Origin of the sequence: Bacteroides ovatus, from assembly GCF_001314995.1 — a bacterium.
Classification (GTDB): domain Bacteria; phylum Bacteroidota; class Bacteroidia; order Bacteroidales; family Bacteroidaceae; genus Bacteroides; species Bacteroides ovatus.
Genome location: NZ_CP012938.1, coordinates 4,080,605 through 4,102,729, shown reverse-complemented (window position 1 = coordinate 4,102,729; position 22,125 = coordinate 4,080,605). Strand labels below are relative to the sequence as shown.

Annotated in this window: 10 protein-coding genes and 1 pseudogene; 3 read left to right on the top strand and 8 right to left on the bottom strand. The window is 45.1% G+C overall.

Going from position 1 to position 22,125, the window contains the following annotated elements; translation table 11 throughout:
* Positions 1-13: 13 nt before the first annotated feature.
* Genes Bovatus_RS15785 through Bovatus_RS15770 form a run of 4 tightly spaced genes read right to left on the bottom strand, consistent with a single transcriptional unit; the run spans position 14 to position 8,919 of the window.
* Complete coding sequence (locus tag Bovatus_RS15785) at positions 14-1,945, bottom strand: heparinase II/III domain-containing protein (RefSeq protein WP_004298774.1); 1,932 nt, start codon at positions 1,943-1,945, stop codon at positions 14-16.
* A 24-nt stretch (positions 1,946-1,969) separates the two neighbouring features.
* The gene (locus Bovatus_RS15780) at positions 1,970-3,784 is read right to left on the bottom strand and encodes a heparinase II/III domain-containing protein (protein WP_004298772.1); all 1,815 of its coding nucleotides are present in this window, start codon (positions 3,782-3,784) and stop codon (positions 1,970-1,972) included.
* Positions 3,785-3,804: 20 nt separating this feature from the next.
* Positions 3,805-5,616, bottom strand: coding sequence for a RagB/SusD family nutrient uptake outer membrane protein (locus Bovatus_RS15775; RefSeq protein ID WP_004298770.1), 1,812 nt, complete (start codon positions 5,614-5,616; stop codon positions 3,805-3,807).
* Between the two features lie 30 nt (positions 5,617-5,646).
* The gene (locus Bovatus_RS15770; RefSeq protein ID WP_004298768.1) at positions 5,647-8,919 is read right to left on the bottom strand and encodes a SusC/RagA family TonB-linked outer membrane protein; all 3,273 of its coding nucleotides are present in this window, start codon (positions 8,917-8,919) and stop codon (positions 5,647-5,649) included.
* 267 nt (positions 8,920-9,186) lie between these two features.
* On the opposite strand from Bovatus_RS15770, the gene Bovatus_RS15765 reads away from it, so the two are divergent.
* A complete protein-coding gene (locus Bovatus_RS15765) occupies positions 9,187-10,620 on the top strand; it encodes a sialate O-acetylesterase (protein ID WP_004298766.1) in 1,434 nt (477 codons plus the stop codon).
* Between the two features lie 322 nt (positions 10,621-10,942).
* Positions 10,943-14,953, top strand: a complete 4,011-nt coding sequence (locus tag Bovatus_RS15760; protein ID WP_004298764.1) for a hybrid sensor histidine kinase/response regulator transcription factor — start codon at positions 10,943-10,945, stop codon at positions 14,951-14,953.
* On the opposite strand, the gene Bovatus_RS15755 is transcribed toward Bovatus_RS15760, so the two are convergent.
* Positions 14,893-16,170, bottom strand: coding sequence for an ATP-binding protein (locus tag Bovatus_RS15755; RefSeq protein ID WP_009040671.1), 1,278 nt, complete (start codon positions 16,168-16,170; stop codon positions 14,893-14,895). The genes Bovatus_RS15760 and Bovatus_RS15755 overlap by 61 nt on opposite strands.
* 176 nt (positions 16,171-16,346) lie before the next feature.
* On the opposite strand from Bovatus_RS15755, the pseudogene Bovatus_RS25905 reads away from it, so the two are divergent.
* A pseudogene (locus Bovatus_RS25905) lies at positions 16,347-16,526 on the top strand (helix-turn-helix domain-containing protein); the annotation flags it as partial.
* 210 nt (positions 16,527-16,736) lie between these two features.
* Here the strand turns inward: Bovatus_RS25905 and Bovatus_RS15750 are convergent.
* The 3 genes from Bovatus_RS15750 to Bovatus_RS15740 form a co-directional block, all read right to left on the bottom strand.
* Positions 16,737-17,510 carry a radical SAM protein gene (locus tag Bovatus_RS15750; protein WP_004298756.1) on the bottom strand — a complete coding sequence of 258 codons (774 nt, stop codon included), beginning with the start codon at positions 17,508-17,510 and terminating at the stop codon, positions 16,737-16,739.
* A gap of 115 nt (positions 17,511-17,625) precedes the next feature.
* Positions 17,626-19,737, bottom strand: coding sequence for a DUF5117 and DUF5118 domain-containing protein (locus Bovatus_RS15745; RefSeq protein ID WP_004298753.1), 2,112 nt, complete (start codon positions 19,735-19,737; stop codon positions 17,626-17,628).
* Between the two features lie 25 nt (positions 19,738-19,762).
* Entirely contained in the window at positions 19,763-22,111 is a 2,349-nt protein-coding gene (locus Bovatus_RS15740) for a zinc-dependent metalloprotease (RefSeq protein WP_004298751.1), read from the bottom strand.
* Between the last annotated feature and the right edge of the window lie 14 nt (positions 22,112-22,125).

Below are 22,125 nucleotides of genomic sequence, written 5' to 3'. Positions count from 1 at the left end.
CGTTCGATTCTTTTTATTTAGGGGACAGGGTTGTGGTAAATGTGGCGGTCTGATTGGCGGTGACCGTTGCTTCAAAGCCGACCATATAGGTGCCCGGATTAGCCTGGTCATAAAAGTTCTCACTGGTGGTACTCCATTGCTTGTAGGTAGGCTTCACGCTTCCGCTGGCTGTGAGATACATCACTTTGCTTCCGTTCGTTAGTACGATGCGGTTACTTTCCACCGTCGGAACGGCAGGCGTCACCATGCACCAACGCACTTTGGCGGATTTATCCGTTCTTGCCTTGATCTCATCCATGACCACTAAATCTTTATCGTTCACGATTTTCACGGTACGGGTAGCGGACGCAGCCTGATCGGACACTACTTCTGTCAGATCGAAAGTGGCTCCCAATTCCGTAGCGGTATTGATAGTAGTAGTCAGCGTAGCCGCCCCATTTACCCGGTGACGGGCGTCATTGATTGAAATCGTGCTATGATTCAAGTTATTCAAACGAAATACATCCCAACGCATCGAGTTCTGTCCCATATCCCAAAGATTACCGCCTAAGCCGGCTAATACCGACTCGAGCGTTGTATAACTTTGCAGACCGAAATCCATCGACCAACGCACTCCATACGCATCGTATACAAATGAACCGGCATCCATGTGTCCGTGGCTCGAACCTGCCTTGCCGCCTTTGATTCCGAGGTATTTGTCCGTATCGGTGTATGTCCAGTCGGTATGTACCATCACCACGGGCGTTTCCCCTTTTCCACTCCATAGTTTATTGGAAGGAGCGGAGATTGCGTCCAGATTCAGATTATTGGCAAACGCCATAATCATCGGCAACAGGCGGTTTTCGGCACAAGAAGCGTATTCGCCGTTCTTCAGCATTTTCAGCTCATTATATAATAAGGACGGATTACTGTATTTATCGGCAAACCACCACGAAGCCAATGCCGCAGTAGAGGAGGGAGCACAGTCGGAATAATTAAAGAACTTGCTGTTCAAGCCTGTCATATACAGCATATATTCTGCCGTCTTGGAGAATCCCGGTGTATCGGAAAGCCCGTTATCCGTACCGAGCGTACTGTTGAGGGCGGCAAGCATCAATACCTGATAGAGCGTGCCGTAACACCAGTAACCGCTGCCCTCCGGATAGTTGCCGTCGGGAGAATACATCACTTCCAATGCAGGTTTGTTGGATTCCAATGCCTTTTCAATCATGTCCTTTGCTTCGGAAGGATTGTTTTCATAAGAAGCCAGTGCCGCACAGACCAGTCCGCCATTACAAACCTGGTTCCAGTTGTTGGTGGCTTCGTAGAAGTTGAGGTTCCAGTTCTTGTTCTGCGCCTGTTGGAAGGCAAACTTCAACAGTGCGTTGGCCGCTTTCGTACGGGTGGCTGCACTTAGTTCGTTGTAGAGCCAGTCGTAGCCGAACGCAACAGCCGTAGCCATTTCGCCCACATCGAGAAAGTGACGTTTCGAATTCCAGTCGGGAAAGTTGCAGACAGCGTTCATATCCGTTTCCGCTTTAGTCAGGTATTTGGTATCGCCGGTCATCCGGTAGGCATAAGCACAGGTGAAAATACGCAGTAACGCATCGCGGGATACATCGAGAATACGTTTGTTGCTGGCATCCAATTTATAAGTCAGTGCCGTGGCGTTCATCCCTTTGCTGTTGCACACTCCCATAATGGTATTATGGAGCAAGGTCAGATTGGCACTCGAATTGGCATCCACTTTGGCTTTCAACGCAGTGAAGGCCTCGGCGTTCATCAACAGGCGGGGATGATTGTCCGCAGTCAGTTTGGAATAATCCAGTCCGCCCTCCGGCTCCGTGGGATTCGGTTTCTCATGGGTAGATCCCGGACGGAATCTGTTCTCATCTTCATCGGAACAACTAACGGCTGTTCCTACAAAGAAAGCTATGATGATTGTTTTAAAAAGAATCGTTTTCATGGTTCAATGAATTTATTTGTATTACTACTTCAAAGGAATAAGTCGTACTTTCAGTTGCGAGGCACGATTGGCAGGAATCACCGTCTCAAAGCCCACGCGGATGGTTCCCGGATTGCGGAAATCATATTCATGCGGGGGCACGTTCGACCAGGTTTTCATTTCTACTTCCGTATCGGCATCTACCGTCAATAGCATCCGTTGTCCGTCTTTGGTTAATTCCATCCGGTTCTTGCCCGTTATTTTGGCTTCCGCCGGAGTGACCATTATCCAGGATACGGCAGCTTCCTTGTCCCCCGTCTCCAACCGGTCGGTTACTTCCAGATGGTCTTTCTGATCCAATATCACGGTGCGGACGACTTTCTTTACGCTGTTGGCAAACACACTCGACAGGTCTACTTCCGCCCCTTTCTGTTTCTTCGACTCGAAAGTACGGGTGATCGGAGCATTACTCTTTACCAAATGGCGTTCGCCGTTAATCGTCAGGGTGTTGTGAGCGATATTGCTTAGCCGGAATACTTCCCAGCGTTGTCCGTTCTGCGACATATTCCACAGGTCTACTCCCTTACTTTCGAGCGTGATGTAACTCTGCATACCCAAGTCCATCGCCCAACGCACCCCGTCTCTCTCGAAGATAAATGAACCGGCATCCATGTGCGCATGAGAGGTAGAGGGCGAACCGCCTTTCACTCCCAGATAGGTATCTTCCTTGCTGTCCCATCCGCCACGGTAGATAAACACAGGTGTATCTCCGCGACTGAACCAGAAGTTTTTCTTCGGCTTGCCGATATTCTTCAAATCGAGCTGCGAACAGAACACCATCAGGCTGGGCAGTAAACGGTCTTCGGCAAACGGCATATCCGGCCGGTCGAGATACTGACGTTCGATCCACAACAGGGAAAGGTCTTTCGCTTTGCCTGCAAACCAAAACATCATCATGTTGCACTCCGCCTCTACCGGAGAATCCGAGAAACAGAAACAGTCTCCACCCGGAGCCGTCATATACTGCATGAAACGGGCAGACTCCATGAAGCCGGGGGCTTGGGAGAGCCCATTGTCTGTGCCGAAAGCACTTTCGAGCGCAGCAATGAGCATTACCTGAAAACTTGTTCCGTACCCCCAATATCCGAACCCTTCGGGATAACCTCCGTCGGGGCCATAACCTACCATCGCTTTCGGATTTGTCTCCATGCATTTCTCAATGATGCCTTTCGATACTTCCGGAACCTCTTCAAAAAGAGCCAGCGCGCCATACGCCAATCCACTATTACATACGGAATTCCAGTTGTTCTTAGCTGTATAGAACCAGGCATGACGGGTGTTCTTTGCCGCGTCGAAGCCTTTCGCGATGATTGCTTCGCGCACTACCCGGCGGGTGTCGGGCTGCAAAGAATCGTACAGCCAGTCATAACCGATAGCCAATGCCATTACCATCTCACCCACATCCAGGAAATGAGTGGGGTTCCAGTCGGTGAAACGACTGACGGCCAGCATCTCCTGTTCCGCACGGTGAGCATATTTCTTATCTCCCGTCATACGGTAAGCGTATGAGAGGTAATAGATACGCTTCAATGCGATGCGCGAAATCGCCAGCAGGCGTTTGCCCTCCTTGATACGTTCCACAGGTGGTTCCGTAAGTGTCCGGTCGCAAAGTTCCATGATCCGCTGGTGAACAGTGGCCAACGGGGGATACTCCGCAATGGCTTTCCTGATGGCTTCTTCTCCTCCCGCCGGCAATAACAACCGGGGATGAGGCGCTATCTTGCCATAATCAAACTGTTGCGCAACTACACCCGTGCAACCGGATACAAAAATGAGTAATAGTAAAAGTATTTTCTTCATCCTTATTCAAATCTTTATGATTAATACGCCCAACCGCTTCGTTTAGTCAGGTTCGGGTTCTTTTGCGTTTCAACGATAGGAGCAGTCCACGGCCATATATAATCGGCATAATACCAGTTATACTCTACCATATCGCCCCACCAGGACTTGCCGCCATTCACGTCTTTTCCCTGGAATTTGGTTTCTTTGTAGGTTCCCCAACGTACTTCGTCGAAGAAGTTAATTCCCTCCAGGCAGAATTCCACGCGACGTTCGTAACGTATCCTTTCGAGCATGTCTTCTTTTCCGTTCACTGCGCACGGACCACTTCCGCCCTCTGTCAGTGCGGGCATGTGGGCACGGGTACGTACTTTATTCACCAGGCGGATGGCTTCTCCCAGCTGATCGGTCTGTGCCAATGCTTCGGCATACTGCAACAGTACATCGGTATAGCGAATCAACGGCCAGTCGGTATGGCAACGGCTCCGGCTAATCAAACGGCCTTTCTCAAACTCATTGTACTTGCGATAGCAGTAGAAAGCAGAAGTACGTTTATCGAGCCAGAAGTCTCCGCCATTCGTTCCCTGTTCCTTCAACGGCCAACGGAGTTGTTTACCGATCTGGTTGGCATCTCCTGCATAATTAGGCTTGTAGCAGTCCACCGGCACATAAGGAGTGACGACGGTCTGTTGCAGACGCGGGTCACGGTTGTCATACGCCTTTTTGATACGGGCTTCATTACCACTGTTGAGGTAATATTTCTGATAGATATCTTCGCCTACCCGTTTGATAAGGGCATTTTTTTGTGAGGACATGGATTCCAATCCGTCACGGCAGAAAAAGATTTCACGTTGTTGCGGAGTCAGTAAGTCCCAATCTTCCAAGCCGTCTACTTCCGACCATTTGAAGTCCGATCCGTCCGCGTTCTTATAGTAGTCCACAAAGTCTGCGGAAGGTTTTATTTCCGTCCAGCCATCATACGTATCGCGGGCACCGGTCATTTGCTGAATGTTATCACAATAACCGGTTTCTTCGCTGAACTGGAGCGAGAAGATCATTTCTTTATCCTTTTCGTTTTCATATTTGAAGAAGTCGGCATATTCGCCTGTCCACAAGCCATAACCGCACGCTTCCACTTCTTTGAAATCGTTGCCTGCTTCCTTGTATTGCTTCTTCCACATATATACCATACCACGCAGGGCATAAGCGGCTCCTTTAGAGGGACGACCGTAGTTTTCATTCAGCGTGTTATTGGGGAAGTCGGGATTGTTGATGCAATACGTCAAATCATCCAGAATGACTTGCCATACCTCATCTACCGAAGATTGACCACGGGTACAGTCTTCGTTATTGATGGGTTCCAGATAAACGGGGACGCCCTGATAAAGCATATTCAGACGATTGTACGCCCAGGCACGGAGGAAACGGGCTTCGCATTGGTAACGCGCCAGTTTATTAGCGCTCATATCTGCTTTATGCAGATTGGCAATCGCATCGTTACACGCATGGATGATGGTGTAACAGAACTTCCATTCATACCACACCTGAAAGTCATTGGCAGGCTTGGTAGCCAGCGAAAGCAGTTCCACCGGATAGTTATTGGAATAATAATCGGTTGCAAAGCTCATAGCTTCGATTCCCTGACGGTTCAGTCCGTCGGCACGGCGAAGCTGGGTAGAGGAGAGTTGGGTGGCATAGAACGGGAAGTAGAGTCCTGCCATTCCCTTGTCGGCAAGCTCCTCCGTGGTCCACATGTTTTCACTTGCAATCTGGTCTTCCGGAGCCACATCGAGAATATCCATGCAGGAGGTAGCCGCCAGCGCCATCGTTAAAATCATTAATATCTTTTTCATATCAGATTCTGTTTTTTTAGTTCTACATCATTAAAAGGTAATCTGTCCGCCAAAAGAGATCTGACGCATCAACGGATAACCGATGGCAGTTCCTATTTCCGGATCGAGTCCCGGATAACTGGTAATCGTCAGGATATTGTCCATCGACACGAAAGCACGGAGTTTATTAACAAAGAACTTGCTGGAAATCCGTTGCGGCAACGTATAGCCGATTTGGATATTCTTCAACTTGAAGTAGTCGCCCTTATATTCGTTCCAGTCGCTCTGGATTCTGTTATTATAGGTAGTACCGTATGTCAGGCGGGGATATTTGCCCCACTGGTTGGTGCGCGGATCGTCCGGGTTGGAAGGATCGAAGAAGTAATGGTTATCGGCGATATGCTCGATAATGCCATATCCGTGGCTGACCAGTGTCGAGTTGTAGTAATCCGTATTCCAGTTGAGGTAATGCCCGAAAGCTCCCGACCATAACATGGAGAAATCAATGTTCTTGTAAGAGAAGGCACAGTTGAAGCCCAGATTGAATTTCGGGACACTGGTGTGTCCGGAGAAATCCCGGTCGTTCGTATCACCGTAGTTCATATCACCGTTGCTGTCGGCATAGAGTATGTCACCATACCAAAGCTGGTCTTTGGCAACCGTCTTCATTCCTCCGAACGAATAACCGGAGTCAATCATGGCCTGCACCCATACCATATCTTCTTTCGTACGTATCATTCCGTCCTTCGGTCCCGCATGGATATCCACCGCACCTCCGGTATAGCCTTCGCCGGAACCTCTGTACACCTTATACATATAGGTTTCTCCCAGTTGGCGGCCTTCGCAGATGTAGCCTCCGAAACCAGATTCAGACACATCACTGAAGTTGTTGACATAGCTCACTTTGTTTCCCTGTGCATCATACGTCCAGTATTTCTGGAGTTCGCCTTTGAACTTCATCACTTTGTTGGCGTTGAAAGAGAAGTTCATACCCACTCGGTATTCGAAATCTTTTCCGATACGGTCGTTCCAGTTGAGGGTAAATTCAACACCACGGTTGCGCACTTCACCCAAATTCTCGGGAGCAGAGCCTACAACACCCATCGAAAGATAGAGTTCGGGATGGTAGAGAATGTCCGAAGTATACTTATTATAATAGTCTATCTCACCCGTCAGGCGGTGGTTGAAGAAGCCGAAATCAAGTCCGATGTCGGTGGTGGCGGTACTTTCCCAGTGCAGCTTGTCGTTGCTTAGTTTCTTGCGTACCAGTCCTTTGGTTCCTTCACCGTCGATAACGACATTGCCTGTGGCGTAGTTTGCCTGCCAGTCGTAGTTGCCCGTAGAGTTGTTACCTGTCTTTCCCCAGGAAACACGGAGTTTCAGGTTAGAGAGATAGTCCGATGCGCCCTGCATGAATGATTCTTCCGAGATACGCCATCCGCCGGAAAACGAGGGGAAATATCCCCAACGCTGGTTCACACCGAAACGGGAGGAGGCGTCGGCACGAAGGTTGGCTTCGAAGAGATAACGTCCTTTATATCCGTAGTTGACACGGCCGAAATAAGAGAGCAATCCCCATTTGGCAGGCGATGAGCTGGAAGAGCTGACGAGCGTCTCATAAGTGCTTAGTTCGTTCAGCGTCCAGTCCGTAGCGCCTTTACGGGAAACAGCAAAGCTCTTGCTGTAATATTCCTGTGCGGAATATCCGAGCAGTGCGCCCAGGTCGTGGTCTTTCTTGATGGTTGTATTGTAGCGTACCAGTATTTCGGCACTCTGACGCCAGGTGCGTGCGCTCGTATTGGTGATGGAAGCGTTCTCCAACGCGCTTTCGCTGACACGCTGGTCGGTGACGTAGTCCCAATAACCATTTTGGCGGCTATAAGAAGACTTGTCGGTGAATGTCGGCGAATAGTTGAATGTACCTTCAATGTTGAGCCCTTTATAGGGAGTGATAATTCCGTAGACTGATGCGTTGAGACGCCAGACGGTATTGAAACCGGTGGCTCCTGCCATCTGACCGAAGATATTATTGGCATTGGAAGATTCTTCGCTGGCCAGTGCGGCACGTCCCCAGTAGTTAGGTTCGCCGGGGTATACACCCGGAGTGGTCTGATAGAGATACTTGAATCCGTTGCTGATATTAGCCATCCCGTAATCTTGCTTTTGTCCGTAGAGACGGGTGCCGACGGTCATCCATTTCACTATCTTGGCTTCCAGGTTGGTACGGAAATTGATTTTCTGCGTACTTGAGTCGAGGTTCCAGCGGTTCATGACTCCCTGATTGTCAAGATAGCCCGAAGAAAGCATGTATTTCACTTTCTCCGAACTGCCGGAGACAGACAGATTGTGCTCTTGCGAATATCCGGTGTCGAATACTTCGTCGAACCAATCGGTGTTGGGATAAGCTACGTAATTGGGTACTCCGTACTCGTTCAACCCGTTCGGATCGGCAGAAGCAGCCCTCCAGCGGTCGATGCTTTCCTGCGAGAAGATACCTTTGGTATTCACATTGTCGCAAGCCTCGTTCACCAGTCCCATATAACGGGCATAGTCGCTTACGAAAGAGAGGTTATTGTAGGGCATCTGCACGACTCCCGAATAAGAATAGGAGATTTGCGGTTTGCCTTTCCCGCTTTTGGTGGTGATAAGGATGACTCCGTTGGCGGCTCGCGTACCATAAATAGCTGTGGAGGCAGCGTCTTTCAGTACGGAGATGCTTTCGATGTCGTTGGGGTTCACATTGTCCATGCTCCATTCGATACCGTCCACCAGGACCAATGGGGAGTTGGTATTGAACGTACCGTTACCGCGGACGCGGATGGTGGCACCGTCCGAACCGGGTTGTCCCGAAGCCTGCGTGACGTTCATACCGGCGGCAAGTCCCGAAAGGACGGAAGAAACACTCATGATGGGTCGTCCTTCCGTCTGGTCGGCAAAGTTGATGGAAGTCACAGAACCGGTCAGGTTCACTTTCTTCTGTACACCGTAGCCCACTACCACTACTTCATCCAGCACTTTCGTTTCCACTTTCATCTGTACATCAAGTTTCGTACGCCCGTTCAGGAGAAGCGTGGTGGTCTGATAACCAATGTAACTGAAAGAAACGGAAGGTTTGGCAGAAGTTGTTTTTAAGGTGTAGTGTCCGTTCAGGTCTGTCAGGACACCGTTTGTTGTACCTACTTCGACGACGGAAACACCCGGCAGGGTTTCTCCATTCTCATCGATCACTACTCCACTTACTGTGGCAGATGTTTGTGCCCACACCACATCTGTCAGTAAAAAGAGCGAAGCCAATAAAAATAATAAATAATGCTTCTTTTTCATTTGATTAGATTTAATGAAACAATTAGGTTGTTAAATACTCACAGTGCAAAGAAATGGGATATTTAGCCAATCTAATAATACTGTTTAGGCGATTGATGCCACTAATTAAGATAATTCGGCGGAGAATGGAAAGGAAAAACAAGCTTTTAAGATTTCGACCAGCTTTTATCAGAAAATGACTAGCTAGTTTTATTCCATATTTAAAAATAGGTTGTATTTTTGCCTGATACCTATATAATTATTCGTCGAATATCTAATAAAAACAGTATGAAAAAACATTTTCTACTTCTTATTTTATCACTTTTATTCCTGCCGATTGCACAAGGCAAAGTAAAACTCCCTGCAATGATGGGAGATCACATGGTACTTCAACAGAACAGCTCCGTTAAGTTATGGGGGTGGGCGGACGGCAAAAAAGTAACCGTCACCACTTCGTGGAACAACCGGACTTATCAGGCATCTACGGATAAAGACGGGGCCTGGCTGGTAAAAGTAGACACTCCCGAAGGGGGTTATACACCTTATTCTATTACTATCAGTGACGGCACTCCGGTCACTCTCTCGGATATACTGATAGGGGAGGTGTGGATCTGCTCCGGACAGTCGAACATGGAAATGCGCATGATGGGAAATGCAGCGCAACCCATTGACAACTCGCTTGAAACGTTACTGAACTCGGGAAATTATCGTGACCGTATCCGTTTTATTACCGTACCGAGAACCAATGATACAGAGCGCCGCACGGATTTCGAGAAAAGAAAATGGGAAGTATCGTCACCCGAAACGACCATTGATTGCAGTGCCGCCGCCTATTTCTTTGCCCGCCAACTGACTGAAAGTCTCCATCTCCCGGTAGGGCTGGTTATCAACAGTTGGGGAGGTTCGGCGATCGAGGCATGGATGGATGAACCGACATTGAAAACCGTTGAAGGTATGAATATTGAAGCTGCCAAAAATCCTAAAAGAGGAGTGCACCAACGTCTGGAATGTCTGTACAATTCGATGTTATGGCCTGTTAAGAACTTCACGGCAAAGGGTTTCCTCTGGTATCAGGGAGAATCGAACATATCCAACTATCAATTCTATGCTCCGATGATGACTGCCATGGTGCAGCTATGGAGAAATGTATGGGAGGCTCCCGATATGCCTTTCTATTATGTGCAGATTGCTCCTTACAAATATGAAAACAGCAGCAATACGGGGGCTGCTTTATTGCGTGAAGCACAGATGGAAGCACTGAAAACGATTCCTAATTCGGGCATGGTCCCCACTACGGATATCGGTGATGAATTCTGCATCCATCCGCCACAGAAGGATGTAGTAGGGCTTCGGTTAGCTACACTTGCATTGACTAAAACATACGGTATCCGCCGGTTGCCATCCAACGGTCCGACGATGACCAAAGTGGACTATGCGGACAAAAAGGCTATAGTGACATTTGATAATGCACCTGAGGGGTTGTTTCCTACTTTTTCCGAACTGGAAGGATTCGAGATTGCGGGAGCGGACAAGAAGTTCTATCCGGCGAAAGCAAAGATTGTAGGACGTACCAACACAGTAGAAGTGTGGAGTGAAGAGGTAACCCAACCGGTTGCCGTGCGCTATGCTTTCCGTAATTATGTGGGAAATATCACGCTGCGGAATACTTTCGGATTGAGTGCTTTCCCGTTCCGCACAGATACGTGGGACGACGTGAAATAAAGGCTTCTACAAAGGGGGTAATTACCCTGTTTACAGGAGCTATAGATCCAATCTGTTGGGTATATATGTGCTGCGTGTTGGGTATATAGATCCAATACGCAGCACATATAGCTCTTGTAAACAAGAAATATATCCCCCATAAAACAGGCTCTCATAGCTTGTGGAGCGGATAACTGCCAACGAAAACTAAACGGTAGTAAACCGGAATGAATAGAACTAAACTGAACGGAACAAAATTAAACTGAAAAACAGAACGGAACAGAATTAAGCTGGACAGAATTGAATTGAATTAAACCGAACCTAATAACAAAGAAAGGAAATTATGAAACGATTCATCTTATTCATAGGTATACTGCTTGCATCCGTTTCTCTGGTCTTCGCCAATATCTACAAGAAATATGACGTTAGATCGGGGTTATCGGGCAATTGTGTCCGAAGCATCCTTCAGGATAGCATCGGATATATGTGGTTTGCAACACAGGACGGATTGAATCGTTTCAACGGTATCGAGTTCACCAACTACGGACATTCGTCAGAAAACGGTGGAAACAGTTATATGAATATAGTAACGATCTGCCGCCATCAGGATAACAATCAGATTTGGGTGGCCAGTACGGAAAAACTGTATTTATTCGATTCGCGGGAGGAGAAATTCTCCGTATTCGATACACAGACGGAAGACGGAGTGACAGTCAACAGTGTCTTCGGAATGGCATACGACAATGACAGGCAGTTATGGATCGGAACAACCAACGGACTGTTTGTCTACAACGAGAAAAAAGGTACGTTGAAGCAGTATCTACATTCTCTTTCCGATCCCCATTCATTGCCGGACAATCACGTGTGGGTGATCTACAACGACTCGTTCGGAACTATCTGGATAGGTACCCGGAATGGTTTGGCGAAATACAACCAACGCACGGACAACTTCACAGGGTATATATCCGAGGACACTTCTTTCGGACGTCCTGCCTGCAACGAGATTATCTCTTTGATGGAAAGTTCGCAGGGAGTATTATGGGCGGGCACATGGTACGGAGGACTGGCACGGTTCAATAAGGAAACGGGACAATTCCGCTATTATTTCGGAGAAGGGGACACGCTTACCATTCCACGCATCCGCACCTTGTTTCAACGGACGGCCAACTCTTTCTATCTCGGCTCCGACGACGGACTTTATACATTCAACACCACGACAGGAGAATGTCTGCCTACCGACGACGAACAAAATAAAGAAAGTATCTATGCCTGTTATCAAGATAGGGAGGGGGGAATTTGGATCGGGACTTATTTCAGTGGAGTGAGTTACCTGTCTCCCAAGCATAAGGATATCGAGTGGTATTATCCCAATGGTACGGAAAATTCTCTTTCGGGAAATGTAATCAGCCAATTCTGCGAAGATCCCAACGGCAACATTTGGATTGCCACCGAAGACGGGGGACTGAACCTCTTTGATCCCCGCACGAAGAAGTTTAAAAACCATCTGTTGAGAAGCAATAACCCTAATATCGGTTATCACAATATCCATGCACTGTTGTACAATGAAGGGAAATTGTGGATTGGCAGTTTCTCCCGTGGATTATATATCCTGGATATTCAAACGGGAAAAATGAAAAACTATCGCCATAACCGCGCAAACCCACATTCAATTCCTAACGATCATATCTACTCCATTTATCAAACGAAGGATGGCAGCATTTATCTGGGAACGCTTTCCGGATTCTGCCGGTATGACCCGGAAAGTGACTCTTTCCGGACATTGGAACCTTTAAGCCATATCTTTATCTACGATATGGTTGAAGACCAACATGGGGACATGTGGCTGGCAAGCAAAAGGGACGGCATTTGGCGTTACAACCGCCAAACCGGTAAATTGCACAACTATCGCAACGACCCAGTAAATCCTGATTCTCCTTGTAGCAACTGGGTAATCCGTGTGTATATCGATCATAAGCAGCATCTATGGTTCTGTACCGAAGGCGGTGGTATCTGCCGTTATCACTATCAGGAGGACCGTTTTGAAAACTTCTCTACCAAAGAGAATCTGCCAAACAATATCATCTATGGCATACTGGACGACCAATCGGGTAACTATTGGCTTTCTTCCAATAGGGGACTGATCCGGTATGAGCCGCAGAACAAACGGGCACAGCTCTATACCATCGAGGACGGATTACAAAGCAACCAGTTCAATTTCCGCTCTTCCCTGCAAGCCAGTGACGGGAAATTCTATTTCGGTGGAGTGAACGGGTTCAATAGTTTCTATCCGTTCAAATTATCGATTAATAAGGTAAGACCTACGGCGTCTATCTCGGCGGTATATATGCACAGCCCCGACGACAAAGTAAGCCTTAGCAAGCGTATACCTGCTCTTAGCGGACAAGTAACGATTCCTTATCAGGTAGTATCGTTCGACATCGCATTCGAAAGTCTTAGTTATGTGGCTCCCAGCAAGAATTTATATGCCTACAAACTGGACGGTATTCACAAAGAATGGATATATACGGATAAACATAACGTATCTTTTCTCAACCTGCCTCCAGGTGAATATACTTTCCGTGTGAAAGCCAGTAACAACGATGAATATTGGAGCAATGACGACTGTTGCCTGCATATTGAAATTCTTCCTCCACCCTGGAAGACCATTTATGCCAAGATTTTCTATTTACTAATAGCGTGTGGCCTCGCATATTTCCTGATACAGCTTTATTTGCGTAAACAGCAGGCTGTGAAAGCAAGAAAGATGAAAGAGATGGAACAAATCAAGAATCAGGAATTGTTCCAGTCGAAAATTACATTCTTCACCCAAGTGGCACATGAAATCAAGACTCCGGTTAGTCTTATCAAAGCTCCGCTGGAAGCGATTTTGGAAACACATGAATGGAACAGTGAAGTGGAAAGCAACCTGTCTGTGATACAAAAGAATACCAACCGGCTGATGGAGCTTATCAAACAATTGCTCGACTTCCGAAAAGTGGACAAGGAAGGTTATACGCTTTCATTCCATGAAGTGGATATCAACCGGATGATAGAGGACATCATCGACCGTTTCCGTGCCATCTCCCTGACCGGAATCTCTTTCAGTGTCTCCCTGCCGAAAGAACATCTGCAATATAATGTAGACCAGGAGGCGCTGACTAAAATTGTCAGCAACCTGCTGACGAATGCCATGAAATATGCCCGCACCCGCATTATGGTGATTTTGGACGAACATCTGTCTGCAGAAGGGCGTACGCTCTCCTTGTGTGTACGCGACGACGGTCCGGGTATTCCGCAAGAGGAATGCAGCAAGGTTTTCGAACCGTTTTATCAAGTGGGAAACACAGGAAACAACGGTTCGGGAGTAGGAATCGGATTGAGTCTCGTCAAATTGTTGGTGGAAAAGCATAAAGGAAAGGTTTATATCAATCCCAGCTATACGGAAGGGTGCGAGGTATGTGTGGAAATTCCGTATTTGGAGAAAAGCATCTCTGTCAGCCCCTCCATTACTTCCATGCCCGACAAGGTTCCCGCTTTGGAAGAAGAAGGCGAACCCGCCGGTTACTCTCTTCTGGTAGTGGAAGACACGACGGATATGCTGGAGTTTCTGGCTAAGAATCTGGGAAATACCTATACCATCCATACAGCCGCCAATGGCAAGGAAGCCTTGGAATGTCTGGAGACAACAACAGTAGATCTTATTATCAGCGACATCGTCATGCCTCACATGGACGGATTCGAATTATTAAAGTCCATCCGTTCCGACAATATGCTTTGCCATATCCCGTTTATCCTGCTTTCGGCACTCGACAGCATCGATTCAAAAATTGCGGGTCTTGACTATGGCGCGGACGCTTATATAGAAAAGCCTTTCTCGCTAAGTCACATGAAAGCCACCATCAATAATCTGCTGGAAAACCGGCGCATGCTGTTCAACCACTTTACAACTGTTCCGAATATGTCATACGACCAGACATTAATGAACAAAACAGACGTGAAATGGCTGAACACGATCAATGAAATCATTACCCGCAATTTCACCAATGAAGAATTTACCATCGATAAGATGGCAGAGGAGATGGCTATCAGCCGTTCCAACTTACAGCGCAAATTGAAAGGGCTGACCGGAATGCCACCCAATGATTATATCCGGTTGATACGGCTCAAAACAGCCGGAGAACTGCTGCGTGAAGGAGAATACCGGATCAATGAGGTTTGTTTCATTGTAGGATTCAATAATCCTTCGTACTTTGCCCGTTGCTTTCAGAAGCAGTTCGGGATATTGCCGAAAGATTATGTGAAAGGTGGTGACATAACCCATTCCCAAAAGGGAACAACTTCAATATCCCCATAAGTTTCCTTCTGGTTGTAAGTAAGCAGGGTCTTCTTTTCGAGCATCACATTTTCCAGTTCGAATCCGTACAGTTCACGTTTCAGGTTCATGTCATTCAGTTCATAGCAAACCTGAAAGCCATAAGCTTTCCCGTTTTTATACGCCAAAAAATCACATTCCGTCTTACTATTGTCGAATGAAATATTCATATACCCTTTATTTCTCAGCTCATTATAAACAAGATTCTCCAAGGCACTACCACTTTGCGGAGAATAACGAAAGACATTGGCTGAAACCAAGCCATTGTCAATGAAATAACACTTATGCTGGGAACGGGAAGTCTCTTTCAAAGAATAAGAAAAGTTACGTACATCGACGCAAATATAACTGTCACACAAAAAGTTGAGATAGGACGCAACTGTATTTTCATTGCTTTTCAGTGCCTTACCCACAGCCGGTATAGAAAAACGACTCCCCATATTCTGCATCAAGTAACTGACCAGACGAAAGAACAAATGGGTGTCACGTATGCCACTATAAACGATGCAATCCTTCTGCACAATGGATTCGAAATAGCTTTTCAATAATTCCTGTTTGATGTCCTCATCAGCATCACCCAATACGATTTCAGGAAAACAACCTGTAGAAAGGACATTGTCCATGATACGCAGAACTTTCGGTGTTTGGGTATAACAATCAAGCAAAGTCGTTATTCCTTGCGAACGAAAAACTTCCCGAACAGAAAACGGACGCACTTCATTCTCGAAATAACGACCGGACAACAAGGCGGAAAAACGGTTCTGTAACAATTGCGAGTTAGACCCCGTAATATATATCTTTTCAAATATCTCAGTGTCATAAGCACTCTTTATGAATATCTCCCAATCACATAAATGTTGTACTTCATCCAAAAACAGGAATTTCACTTTCTCTCCCGTCAGACGTTCTGCATTTTCAATCACGCCGAATAATTTGGAGGAATCATCCCAAAATGGAATGAACTGCGGATCATCCAAATTAAGTACAAGAATCGACTTACCGCTCACTCCTGATTGCAACAGGTCATTAATTAATAGTTTGAAGACAGTAGATTTGCCACAACGACGTACACCGGTCAGTATCTGAACATGACGCATCGTTTTCTTTTTCAAAAGATTGTCCATGATGTCTCTCGGACACAAGTGATCAAACATTTTGCCATTCCATTGGGCATTCTGGCGTATCAGGGTCTTTTCCATACCAAAATCAGTTTTTTAATAACCTTCAATTCATGCAAATATAAGAACTTTATTTTGTTTACCTAATTATGTTTCCTGTAAATAATCATTTTACCGAAACATAGTTAGGTAAACAAGTCCTTTAATCTGAAAAGAGTGTTCTTTATAAAGAACGTTTTGCAGATAACACTTGGCGTAAATACCGGATCAATGAGGTTTGTTTCATTGTAGGATTCAATAATCCTTCGTACTTTGCCCGTTGCTTTCAGAAGCAGTTCGGGATATTGCCGAAAGATTATGTGAAGAAAGGAAACATTATCAGGGAAGTACACATTCTCAAGCATTCTCACTGCGATGAGAAAAAATACTCATTATAATGAGAAAAAACTCTCACTGCAATGAGAACTTTTTCTCATCGCAGTGAGAATATACCCTTGTCAGAATAGGCTGAAACAGCTCATGAAGCCAATAAAAAGGCGAGCAATAGAATAGGAAGTATAAAACTTCTGAATTCTATTAGTTCGCCCTCTTATATTAATTTTCTTACGTATTATCAAGAAGAAATATATCCCTGTTTAAATTATATTTTAATAAGAAGCTGTTGCCGGAATACCTTCCTTTTCCAATAAAGCCACAATACGGTCTAACTCTTCATGCGTAGCCTTTTGCAAATCGTGGTCGGGAGTCTCCCGGTCAATCGTATATATCATCACTTGACGGGGAGCGATTTCTTTCACTGCTTCTATCCAGGGGAGCACATACTTGTCGGATGTATTATCCATGTCTTTTCCCTGATAACCTCCTTTCAGAAACATCGTCTGTACGATGCAGTTTCCTTTGAACTCTTTCATTCTTTCGATGATCTTCTTAACAGAATATTTTCCGTTAGGACGGTCCAACAGATGAATGTATTCTTCATCCACCGTATCCAGTTTCAGGATATTATTATCTATCTTGTTCAGTGCTTCGAATACAGCAGGGCGATCAATAAATGTAGAGTTACTCAATACGCTTACTTTCGCTTTTGGGAAATACTTGTCGCGAAGCGCAAGTGTATCTTCTATGATTTCCGGGAAATGGGGATGCGCAGTCGGTTCACCGTTTCCGGCAAATGTCAGTACATCGGGAGCAGGGCCGTTTGCCTGCATGTCTTTCAGTTTCTCTTCGAGAGCCGTGCGGACTTCTTCACGGGTAGGAAGAAGTTTCTTCGTACGATGTTCGGCATTGAAACCACACTCACAATAAATGCAGTCGAATGAACAAACCTTACCGTCGTCCGGCAATAAATTGATTCCCAAAGAAACGCCCAAACGGCGGGAATGAATAGGGCCGAAGATGGGTGAAGGAAAAATAATAGTCATCTTATTCTAATTATTTATTCATAAATCATAGCAAAGATAACCCAAAACTTATAGGTTATTCTATCTGTACGACCATTTTTTCATCATCCCAAACAAATTATTACTCTAACGCCACTCAAGAAACCACACGGAAATATTGATCCATTCTTCTCAAAAGCAGAATATACATATCACGTACTTCCCTTTGGGAATGTGTCGTGCTAAGCTCCTCCAGTCTATCGTGCAGACTATGCAATTCGTTCGTTAAACGTTTCTTTATACTATTATGTTCAGTAGCTTCCTGCATAATATCCAGCCACGCTTCCAAACATATCAGCTGAATATCCATCTGTTCATAACTAACGGCAGACTGCGGATCAAAACCATTAAACAATCCTTTATAAAGATCCCGGAAAAAATCAATATCGTCATACCCCTTCCGGTCACTCTGCAACGCCTGCAATCGAAGAGCTGAAATTGTCTTTACACTCAACAATTGTTTGAACAACTTCGCCAGTTCCGGATACAGAAGATTGTTTCTTGTTTCCAACAAATTCTCTTTTACATAGGTACATTCCATCTTTTTAACAGAATGAAATAAATAGTTGTCCAAATCAAGCATTGCCTGACGCTGCGCATCTGCCGGTTGAGAACTACCCACCACCTTTGCTATTTCCATCAGATAACTCCCATACAGACGAATAGCCTTTCTGTATATATCAGTGAGCGAACTCCCTTTATCGTATTTCTTCCCCTTATACACAATCTTGTCCAACCGACTCACTACAGTCTGTAAATCCGATATTTTGACCGTATAATCTTCTGGAAATGAAGAATTAGAATTCTCCTTCCCTGATGGTTGGAATAAACGAATGTGATCTGGTAAATTATGCTCTATCCATTGGCGGAGCTTCTCCCGTTCATCATAACAATTTTGGTCTCCTTTGAAAGGATGATAACCAAAATAAATAGTACGGCAATCATCATCTCCAACTTTTAAAGTCTTTCCACACGAACTTTTCGATAAACTTCTGCGCAAACCTAAAAGATATCCAATTTCTTCCGTTATTTCATTTTGCAACAATTCTTTTTCCACTTCTTTAGAATAACGGTCAGCCAGAATACGCGAATCCGAGGCACCGCAACTTAACAGATAGTCGTCTAATTTTCCTTTTAGGAATCCATGTCCGATATTCAGACGACATGAAAGTATTTCTCCGGTACGAGGATGACAGATAAAGTCACTTTTGATCCCCGGTATTCTTAAATCATAAGATATAAAAGCACGTTGTTCCGCCGGAATTATCTTTCGGTCTGCATACCTTACTTGTAAAGCATCATGAATACCTGCTTTATGGAAGGCGGTATTCCATGCTTCCACTCCTTCCTTTACTGCCTGGAAATATTCCTTCGGAAAAAGGGTATCTACATAGAAAGTAAGCGGTTGTGACATATCCCAACGAAGAATCAATGAATCTTCTACCATACAATAAGGATTTTGCGAGTAATCTTTGAAACTCAATGTCCGGTAGGGTATTCTGTAATCTGCCAGGCGGATCTGATCTTTTTTCAGAGGTAGCAAGCGTACTGCACAAGTGACTTCCAAAGGCATACTACCTTCAGGCAATAGAACGGCAGAACTGGACAGCATATATCTTTCCGCTTCAACTCCATGATAGCGCCTGACCGTAAACGACACACCTTCCTTAAAAGGATGTATTTTCATTATTTCCGACAGTTCCGGAACCAAGGAACGAATAAAACTATCATTATAGCTGAACCAGTCATCGCCAGTCATCAGATACTCTGTTATCCGAATAATAGCTCCCTGCTCTTTTGAATAGGCCACCACTGAATAACTTTTACCGGCAGGTTGCATATTTGACAACGAGAAAGATTGGTGATATGTGCTTTTTTCATCTAAAATACGCTCTGTATAAAACGGTTTTTGAAAGCAAATTGTAGCTTTATCCGGAGATATAATACGCACTACTCCCAGTCCGTCAACCGGACGATTCAACAAATCAAACCCTCGGTCTATCTGTCCACTGACTTCAATTTCCCGCCCGATATATTTTTCGGGTATTTCCAAATAGATTTCTTTTTCCGCTACATACACAGGAAACACACCGTCGATCTTATCCATCCCGGCAACAAAAAACTCGTCAAATGACTTGACGGAATCCTGTGCCTGAAGCAAAGCTGTGACACACAACAATATACCAATCACATATCTTCTTCTCTTCATGAATTTCTTTATTTACTTTTCATCATTAAAACAAAATACTATCTACAAGAAACATTGCCCGTTTTTTGGCAACCGGATCCGTAATCTTATGGCTATAATCAAGACTTTCCTCCTTTATTCTATTCAAAGCCTGCATAATGGAAACCAATAATCTCGACGAAGTTATCTTTTCTGATCTATCCAACAATTTAACAAGTTTACTCACATAAAGCAGCTGCACTTTATACTTAGCGTCACTTACAGGAATATTGTCAGCCCATTCGGCAAATAATTCTTTATGTATGCTTTCCAAAAACTCATCTACAGACAACATATCCTCACAAACATTCTCCGTTCTTTCCACTTCCCGGAGGGAACGAATCATTTCCGACATCAGCTCTTCATAAAAGCGATCGAACTCCCGACTACCGTTTATTTCTAACTTAGCGGTAAGTTTTTCATCAAACATCCACACAGGCGGTTGTAATATATAAGCCTGTATAAAGCTCATAACCTTCTTATTGTAATCGGCTTTTTCGGGTATGTAAATATTCTCATCATCCGGCTCAGCAAGACGTTTCCCGCCCAAATGAGACAAAACGTGCTGTACCCACTGTTTATAATGCTCCAATACCGCTTCATAACGCCCCTGTAATACACGCAAAGACGTTTTATCCGTCACATTCCAGACATCCGGATGTTCACACAAATATTTCAAGTTCTCTATTCCCTGTGTATTAACCATAACATGGTCATTACCCAAATCTTCTGCCTGAGCCCTTACATCCATTCTGCCCGAAAAATGTAATGAGGGATCTTTCTGTTTTTCCTGATTCCAAAGGCTCCTGTTCTTTTCTCTTTCAGAAGCATCTTTACCCGGAAATATACGATAGCCCCATTCAATAGCCCACTTATCATATTCACCGACACGTACCCTCCTGTTTCTCAAATCAACTTTATCTTGAGGACGCAAAGCATAATTACACCTCACATAATCCATAATGGAACTACCAATACTATATTGACTTAAAAAGTCATTATCACGTAATTGATCGATGGAGTAATGAGAACTACCCAGAAAGTTATGTTCCAATCCTAATGTATGACCCACTTCATGTGTCAGCACTTGTTTTATCTGTTCGTATTGCAAAGAGTCCGGCAGCTCTATATTCCATGCCTGCGGATCATTCGCTCCACATTGAGCAAAATACCATTTCTGTTCCAAATTCAAGACACTGCAAAAAATACCGATGTGGCAAGCAATAATCTCACCGGACCGGGGTTCGCATGGAGTCGGTCCATAAGCGTTATTTTGTCCTGATATCTTCCATGAGATGAACGGATAAGTACTGTCATAAATACTAAAATCAGGATTTTCCTCAACGGTAGGAGCCAGCCGCGCATCAATGGCGTTCTTAAATCCAGCTTTCTCGAAAGCCGGACGCCAGTCACGCACCGCTTCAATGATACAGTCGATGTACTTTTCCGGTGTATTACGATCTATATAAAAAATAATAGGTTGTATGGGTTCTACCAGTTCCCCCCTCATGTATCTTTCTTCATCTTCCGCCCTTATTTCCAGCCGCCATCGTTTGACAACAGATTTCCGAATAGCAGGCTGATTCCCTTGAAAACACTCCTTGCTGATAGAAAAATAAGCTCCGGTATTTGCAGCAACTGCCTCCAACGGTCTTTTTGACAGTAATTTTATGCAGATACCTGTATCCCAGTCTCCAATATAAGGAGGTGCAACAGGCTTACCTGGTATTTTCATTGACGAACTTCGATAAGCTCGTGATGCGTGTATCAACAAGCGGTTGTCATATCCTTTAATTTCCTTAATATAATCTTTCTCTCTTAAACGCGTACCTATCAATAAATCAAAAGATACAATATCAAGAGTAAACAAAGGAAAATCTTTTAATACTTCACCAATCTCTATCAGGCTGCTTCCCTGATTCCTAGCTTTAATCGGTAATATTTTATAAAGCCTTTCATTCCCACGTTGGGCGGCGATTTTTGCATACGTTCCTTCAGGATTTTCTATCACCCTTTCATATCGTGGATCCATCATCCACAACTCGTCACCCTGTTTACGGAAACTGAAAAATACCGGACCTATCATGTCACCCGCATATCCGAATTTCTTTTCCATATCCCGGTCCGGACGGGCAGGAGCTGTCAGGATAGTTGTCGTTACGGCAAACTCACGTCCAATCAATGAATCCGGGATTTCCCAATAGATATGTTTATCACTTCGGTAGGTAATAAACATACCGGGAATAACTTCCACTGGTGCTTCTTCTTTAATAAAAGTTGTAATACTTTGCTGTTGCCCGTACAGACAAGTACAGACAACAGCAAGAAATACAGCACCGATAATTCCTTTTAGCATAAAGACCGGTTTAT